We start from the raw sequence: 5,199 nt of genomic DNA on the forward strand, positions 1-5,199 counted from the left end.
GCGCTCATCATCATCGCGCTGATCCCGCTGGCGCTGAAGGGCGTGCAGTACCGCGCCATCGGCGCCACCGCGCTGCTGCGCCGCAATCTGCTGGTGTACGGCGCCGGCGGCATTGTCCTGCCATTCGTCGGCATCAAGCTGATCGACATGGCGCTGGTCGCTGTGGGGCTGGCCTGATGCGACCCTTCCACCGTTTTCTTGTGCGACTGGCGATAGCCTTTTCCCTTGTGGTGTTGATCACGACGCTGCTTCAGCGCGCCAACACGATGTCCGATCCTGCTGCTAAACCGGCGGCGGTTTCATTTCTGGAATCCGAACATGCGTAACAAACCCTGTGCCCCCGTTACGGGCGTAAACAATGCCATTTTGGGCATCGGCTGTGCCACAGCCCTGATGATGGCCGGTCTTTCCGGCCAAGCTCAAGCTCAGGCTCAGGACACGAGCAAACACAAGCTTGGCTTTAATGCCGCTATCACCTCGGACTATGTGTTTCGCGGTGTCAGCCAGACACTGGAAGAGCCCGCCATACAAGCCGGTGTCGATGTCACCCACGGCATGTTCTATACCGGAGCCTGGGCCTCGAACGTCGATTTCGGCGATGGTGCAACCGATGCCGAGGTGGACCTCTATGCCGGTGTTCGCCCGCAGTTTGCCGGTTTCGACTGGGACGCCGGTATTATCGCCTACCTCTATACCGGCCAGCCTGACAGGGCAGATTACAACTATGCCGAACTGAAGGTGGCCGCTTCGCGTGTGGTGGGGCAGGCCACGGTGGGGGCAGCGGTATATTACTCGCCCGACTTCTTTGGAACCTCCGAGGACGAGGCCACCTATGCCGAGATCAATGCCGGTTTTCCTGTCCACGAACGGGTGACCGTGTCGGGGGCGTTGGGCCACCAGTGGGTCTCGTCCGACCTTGACTATCTGACATGGAATCTGGGCGCGGCATGGCAGGCAAGCGAGCATCTGGCTGTGGATGTGCGTTACCACGACACGGACGGACATGACCTTGGCCAGATCTATGATAGCCGTGTGGTCCTCAGCCTGAAGGCGGTGTTGTGATGCTGAACCATATCCGTCCGGCCCTTGTGATGGTGGTCTTGTTCACCGGCCTGTTGGGGGTGGCCTATCCGCTGGCAGTTACGTGGGTGGCGCAAGCTGCCTTTCCCGCTCAGGCCAATGGCAGTCTGTTGAAGGACGAACGCGGGCAGGTGGTGGGCTCGGCTCTGGTGGGGCAGGGTTTTGCGCAAGCGGCCTATCTGCATCCGCGCCCGTCTGCCGCCGGTGATGGCTATGATGCGGCGGCGTCATCCGGTTCCAATATGGGACCGCTGAACGAGGATCTGGCGATGCGCGTCAAAGATGAAGCCGCGCGTCTTAAATCCGAAAACCCGTCAGCCGCGACCCCCGCCGATGCTGTCACCGCCTCTGCATCGGGCCTAGACCCGCATGTGTCGCCGCAATACGCTGTATTCCAGATCCGGCGTATTGCCGAAGCACGGGGCGTTCAGGAGGTTCAGGTGCAAGAGGTCATCGAAAAACACATCGAAGGCCGCACTCTGGATGTGCTGGGGCAACCGAGGGTCAATGTTCTGGTGACGAACAGGGCGCTGGATGCGCGCTTTGGCCGTCCGGTGCCGCAAAGCGGATGATCTCCCCCGTCCTTCCAAATGAAGGCATTTTGGCCGCCCCGCGAAAGCGTGGGCGGTTGAAGGTTTTTCTCGGTATGTCGCCGGGCGTGGGCAAGACCTACGAGATGCTGAGGGCAGCGCGCAGGCGCAAGGCCGAGGGCGCGGATGTGGTCGTCGGGGTGGTGGAAACCCACGGCCGCAAGGAGACTATGAGCCTGCTGCGTGGTCTGGAGGTCATGGCCCGCAAGCCGATCGCCTATCGTGAGCGGACCTTGCTGGAGTTCGATATCGATGCGGCAATCGAGCGTCGTCCCGCACTGTTGCTGGTCGACGAATATGCCCATTCGAACGCAACTGGATCGCGCCATCCCAAACGCTGGCAGGACGTGGAAGAAATCCTTGATGCCGGTATCGACGTCTGGACCACGCTGAACGTCCAGCATCTGGAAAGCCTGTCGGATGTGGTGCTGCGCATTACCGGCGTGCGCCAGAGGGAAAGCGTTCCCGACAGTGCCCTGTCGCGCGCCGACGATATCGAACTGGTGGACATCACACCCGAGGAGCTGCGCAAGCGGTTGGCCGAGGGCAAGGTCTATGTGCCTGAGACGGCGCGGGTGGCGTCGGACAATTTCTTCAAGCTGGAAAACCTGACGGCTTTGCGCGAACTGGCCTTGCGCCGTGCGGCCCAGACTGTTGACGACCAGTTGACCGCCCGTCTGAGAGAGCAGGGCGTATCGGGACCGTGGGCCGCAGGCGAGCGGATACTGGTGATGGTGACGGGCGATGGCATGGCGGCACCCCTGGTGCGGGCAGGGCGGCGCTTGTCGGATATGATGATGGATGCCCAGTGGACGGTGGCCCATGTGGACCGCCCCTCGGCTTCGCATCATGTGTCCGGTTCGACAGGCAAGCTGTCCGAAGCTTTGAAGCTGGCCGAGCAGTTGGGCGGTCGAACAGCGGTTTTGAGCGGCGACGATGTGGTGCGGGTGGTGCTGGACTATGCCCACAGCAACCATGTGACGCAGATTGTTCTGTCCAAGGGGCGCGGCAGTCAGTTGTCCGAATGGCTGGGTCGCTCGCTGGCCACGGAATTGTTGCGGCGGGCGCAGGGGATCGCCGTCCATATCATCACCGATGGGACTGAGATTCAGGCCGATAATCGCCGCGTCGCAGCGCCTAAAATCCGCGAAGGCTGGCGCGGCTATGCGGTGGGTGTGGTGTGTGTGGCCGCTGCGACCGGTCTTGCCTTGTTTCTGGATCGCACATTCGAGCGTGTGGACCTCGGGGTCATCTATCTGACAGCGGTTCTGGCCGCAGGCGCAATCTATGGTCTGCGTCCTGCGCTGGCGGCAGCCACTGTGGCGTTCCTGATCTATAATTTCCTGTTTCTACAACCGCAGTTCAGCTTCACCATCGGTTCGCCCACAGATGTGCTGACCTTGCTGGTGTTCTGGGGCGTGGCCCTGACGACAGGAGCACTGGCGGGGCGTGTTCGAGAACAGGCCCGCGCGGCCCAGCGGCGGGCCTCTGCGGTTTCGGCGCTACTGGCGGCCAGCCAGAGTTTGAGCGGCATCGGAGACAGGAACGAGGCCGCCCGTATTCTGGCCGAACAGGCATCCGCAGCGGCTGGCAGCGGGGCGACGGTACTGTTGCCGCACGAGAATGAACTGGTCTTTGTGGCGGGATCACCGCGCAAGCCGGATATGGATGCTGAAACCATGGCAGCGGCGCGCTGGGCGTGGGAAAAAGGCGAACCGGCCGGTTTTGCTACAGGCACCTTGCCGCAAGTGCGCTGGACCTTCCATCCGCTGCAGGGGGTGCGTGACCGCGTCGGGGTTGCGGGCATAGAGGCTGCGGCACTGGCGACAGGATCGGACGAGGAAAAACTGGCTCTGGCCGTGCTGGATCAGGGCGCGGTAGCGATCGAGCGCGCTGATCTGGCCGGACAGGCACTGGAAACAGAAACCCTGCGTCGCACCGACCGTTTCCGCGATGCGCTGATGAACTCGGTCAGCCATGATCTGCGCACGCCGCTGTCCACATTGCTGGGGGCATCAACCACGCTGATCGAACTGGGCAACAAGCTTAAGCCAGCGATTCGCGCCGATCTCCTGTTGTCTATTCGCGAAGAGGCCGAGCGTCTGAGCCGCTATGTCGGTGACTTGCTGGATATGACACGGCTGGAAGGCGGCGGCCTGAATATTCGCGCCGACTGGATCGATGTCCGCGACGTCCTGAACGCAGCGGCCAAGCGGGTGGCGCGCCGATTGGGTGATCGCAAGCTCGTGCGTGACTTTCCCGCCCAGCTCAGTCTGGTGATGGTGGATCAGGGGCTGTTGGAACAGGCGCTGGTCAATATTCTGGAAAATGCCGTCACCTATAGTCCGGATGGATCGAACATCGAACTGTCGGCCTATGAGGATCGTGGCGCGGTCGTAATCTCCATCGAGGACGAAGGTAGGGGGATTCCGACCAGCGAACTGGAGCGGGTCTTCGACAAGTTTCGCCGTATGGAAGCCCCGTCTGACCGCACCAAGGGGGCAGGCTTGGGGCTGGCGATTTCCAAGGGCTTTATCGAGGCCATGAACGGGCGTATTGCCGCCGCCAGTCCGGTCATGGACGGTCCTGACGGGGTCAAATGCGGCACCCGCATCCTGATCCGTTTACCCAAGGCTGTTGCCACCCACTCCGAGGCAGATTGATCCCATGTCCGCAGTTCGCCCGCAGATCCTGGTCATTGACGACGAGCCCCAAATCCACCGTTTCCTGTCACCGGCGCTGGATGCTGTCGGGTATGAGCCGCGCCGTGCAGACAGCGGGCAGGAAGGCCTGCGGGGGATCGCTTTGTGGAATCCGGATGCGGTGGTGCTGGATCTCGGGCTTCCTGATATGGACGGCAAGGATGTGCTGTTGCGGGCACGCGAATTCTATGCGGGGCCGATCATCATCCTCTCGGCGCGTGATAAAGAAGCCGAAAAGATCGCCGCGCTCGATCTGGGGGCCAATGACTATGTTGAAAAACCGTTCGGGGTGGGCGAGCTTCTGGCCCGTCTGCGCGCCAATCTGCGCCAGCAATCACAGCGCGCCGAGCCTGTCGGGCCGCTGAGCTTTGAGGATGTCGTTATCGACCTCGAGCACCGGCGGATCACACGCGAGGATCATCCTGTCCGCCTTACACCCAAGGAATATGACGTGCTGGCCTCTCTGGTCCGCAATGCCGGTAAGGTGGTCGGCCACAAAGAACTGCTCACCGCCGTCTGGGGCAAGGCCCATACCGACGACACCCAGTATCTGCGCGTCGTTGTCGGCCAACTGCGCCAAAAACTGGAACAAGACCCCGCCCAGCCACGCCTTATCCTGACCGAACCCGGCATCGGCTATCGCTTGCTTTAACGGGCATTCTCAAGGATGCGCCCCTATCGAAAATAGAGCGCAGGTCTAAGAAAAAAGCCAGGCTGAGAAGCCTGGCTGATGAGCATGGGGAAGCTCAAGTTTCCGGCCTGCCACGCATCAGGCAGGCCGATTGGGTCAGAACCGCTTGGTGAGGGACACGCCCCAAACGCGTGGG

General features: G+C 61.8%; 5 protein-coding genes. All 5 read left to right on the forward strand.

Annotated features, from left to right (window positions below):
* Positions 1–177, forward strand: a 177-nt coding sequence (locus tag RSB01_RS13420) for a hypothetical protein (protein ID WP_332625664.1), incomplete at its 5' end; no start/stop codon positions are given.
* Positions 178–318: 141 nt separating this feature from the next.
* Positions 319–1,062, forward strand: a complete 744-nt coding sequence (locus tag RSB01_RS13425; protein WP_332591719.1) for a TorF family putative porin — start codon at positions 319–321, stop codon at positions 1,060–1,062.
* A complete protein-coding gene (gene kdpC / locus RSB01_RS13430) occupies positions 1,062–1,652 on the forward strand; it encodes a potassium-transporting ATPase subunit KdpC (RefSeq protein WP_332591718.1) in 591 nt (196 codons plus the stop codon). The genes RSB01_RS13425 and kdpC overlap by 1 nt, the downstream gene beginning before the upstream one ends.
* Positions 1,649–4,333, forward strand: a complete 2,685-nt coding sequence (locus tag RSB01_RS13435) for a sensor histidine kinase KdpD (RefSeq protein WP_332625662.1) — start codon at positions 1,649–1,651, stop codon at positions 4,331–4,333. Before kdpC ends, RSB01_RS13435 begins: the two co-directional genes overlap by 4 nt.
* A 4-nt stretch (positions 4,334–4,337) precedes the next feature.
* Positions 4,338–5,024, forward strand: coding sequence for a winged helix-turn-helix domain-containing protein (locus tag RSB01_RS13440; protein ID WP_332591632.1), 687 nt, complete (start codon positions 4,338–4,340; stop codon positions 5,022–5,024).
* The last annotated feature ends 175 nt before the right edge of the window (positions 5,025–5,199 follow it).

This window comes from Brevundimonas sp. (assembly GCF_036659295.1).
Lineage (GTDB): Bacteria > Pseudomonadota > Alphaproteobacteria > Caulobacterales > Caulobacteraceae > Brevundimonas.